This is a genomic window from Pirellulales bacterium (assembly GCA_035939775.1).
Taxonomy (GTDB): Bacteria; Planctomycetota; Planctomycetia; order Pirellulales; family DATAWG01; genus DASZFO01.
Genome location: DASZFO010000092.1, coordinates 1 through 1,999 on the forward strand (window position 1 = coordinate 1; position 1,999 = coordinate 1,999).

Sequence of the window (1,999 nt, forward strand, 5' to 3'; positions counted from 1 at the left end):
CACCGCGGAACGATACGGATACGTCAACCGGGCACTTCCAGACGCCGAACTGGACGGCTTCGTCGACGCGCTCGCGCGCCGGATCGCCTCCTTCGACCGGCGTGCCATCGCCGCCGCGAAGAATCTCGTCAACCATGTCTCATTGCCGTCCGCCGACCGGCTCCTCGCCGCCATCACTTCTTTTGCGACCGCACTGACTTGGCCTGAAACGCAGCAGCGAATCCAGAATGTGTTGCAACGCGGACTCCAACGAGACAGCGACTTCGAAACTCGCTGGCCCGAGGTACTCGGCACGCTGCTTGAGACCTAGTCAGCGTGTGGCGATGCGCAGCCTCGCCGAGCTAATAGAGCCGTTCCGGGTCGAGATATCGCAAGCCGCACTCGATGCCGAGAGGAGACAAGCCATGTCCTACAGCATATCGACCCGCAATCTCACGACGTCTTCGGTGAGAACGACCCGGCGCGTCGGCGCGCGCGATTGACGAAATCTTCACCGAAGATTGCGTGTTCTGCGATCCCAAGGGATGCGTCTACCGAGGCCGCGACGAGATCGATCGAATCGCGGGCGCGGTCAAGGCTACTCACCCTGACTTTCGATATCGGCCAATAGCGGAGCCGGAGGAAGTGGGCAATGGCGGGCGGGTCCAATGGGTATAGGGCCGCCCTGGTGAGGCGCCAGCATACGCTGGTACTGATTTCATCATTGCTCGGGACGGCCGGATTGCCGCCGTTTATCTCTTTTTCGACAAGCTACGGTGAGCTGGACTCTGCCGTGCGACGTTTTATGCTTAGGATTGGCAAAACGGCGGGAGGAATATTTCGCGGTCGCTCAAGCTGCTTTGCTTGAAGCGAAATATCGGAAATCTATCGGCAATCCAGGAGAAAAGCGGCTATCTCCTTGGGTAACGGGGAATCGAGCGGTTTGTCGGCAACCCTTCCCCAGCCGGGGCAGCCACATCAAGGGTTCGGCTCGACCCCAATGCGATCATGCGCAAGATTGTTCCGAGGAAGAGATGCGCGCGATCTGCGAAGGGCTATTCGTATCTCAGGGCAACCATGGGATCGACACGCATGGCCCGCCGCGCGGGAATATGACAGGCCACGAGCGCGATGGCGAAAAGCAGAATCGCGACGCCGGCGAACGTCGCCGGATCGCTGGCGCTCACGCCGTAAAGCAGGGTGGACATCAGCCGCGTGAGACCGAACGCCACGGCCAGACCGATAGCCACGCCAATCATCGTCACGCCCATTCCCCGCCGCAGCATTAGACGCAACACGTCGTGCCGCTCCGCGCCCAGCGCGAGTCGAACACCGATTTCGTGCGTCCGCTGGCTCACGCTGTGGGCCATCACGCCGTAAATTCCAACTGCCGCGAGCAGCACTGCGGCCGCGGCGAAGACGCCCAGCAGAAGCATGTACAGCCGGCGCCGCGCGAGCGAGTCGGCAAGCACTTGATCCATCGACTTGATCTCCGAAACCGTCTGATTCCTGTCCACGGACCACACTGCGGATTTCACCGCAGCTACCAAACTCATCGGGTCGGCATTGCTGCGCACCACCAAAGAATTGAAGAGCTGCGGAAACTGGTAATTCGGCCAATAGATCATCGGCCCGGTGACTTCGTCGAGGCCGTTGGTCTTCACGTCACCGACCACGCCGACGATTTCGCCTTGGAGCGGAGGTCCCCAGTCGAGCATGGTTACGTGCTGGCCGATGGGATTGGCATTCGGCCAGAATTTCCGCGCCATGGTCTCGTTGATCAGCATCACCCGCGGCGCGCGGACGCTGTCCTCTTCCGTGAATTCCCGGCCCGCGAGCAGCCGAATGCCCATGGTGCGGAAATATCCGGGGCTGGCGGAGCGAATGTCGGCGGAAGGCTCGTCGCCCGGCCGCGGTGCGGGACGTCCGGCGATTACGAAATCCGTGTCCGCTCCGCCGGTGATGGGCAGTGCGGTGACGATTCCCGCGGAGCGCACGCCGGGAATGGCCTGCACTCGTT

General features: G+C 61.8%; 1 protein-coding gene. It reads right to left on the minus strand.

Annotated features, from left to right (window positions below; translation table 11 throughout):
* Nucleotides 1–1,034: 1,034 nt before the first annotated feature.
* On the minus strand, nucleotides 1,035–1,999 hold a 965-nt coding region (locus tag VGY55_05445; GenBank protein HEV2969417.1), incomplete at its 5' end, for an FtsX-like permease family protein.